General features: G+C 69.0%; 1 protein-coding gene. It reads left to right on the top strand.

Translation table 11 applies throughout. The features are described from left to right. The coding region (locus KVT37_RS32125; RefSeq protein ID WP_217579014.1) for a substrate-binding domain-containing protein at positions 1 to 290 on the top strand (290 nt) is incomplete at both ends.

Genomic DNA, 290 nt, shown 5'->3' on the forward strand with positions numbered 1-290 from the left:
GCCCGGGCCGACGAATGCGCCAAGGAGCCGGTGACCGTCGGCTCCCTGCCGAAGCTCGACACCGATCCCTATTTCAAGGCCGCCCAGCAGGGCGCCGAGGAGGCCGCCAAGGAGATCGGCGGCAAGGCGATCCAGGTCGCGCCTTCGCAGGCGACGGCCGAGGCGCAGATCGATTTCATCAACAGCCTGGTCACCCAGAAGGTCGGCGTCATCGCGATCCCGGCCAATGATGCCAACGCCGTGGCGCCGGCGCTGAAGCGCGCAGCCCAGCAGGGCGTCAAGGTGGTGTC

The sequence above is a fragment of the Mesorhizobium sp. GbtcB19 genome (assembly GCF_019091085.1).
GTDB lineage: Bacteria > Pseudomonadota > Alphaproteobacteria > Rhizobiales > Rhizobiaceae > Mesorhizobium.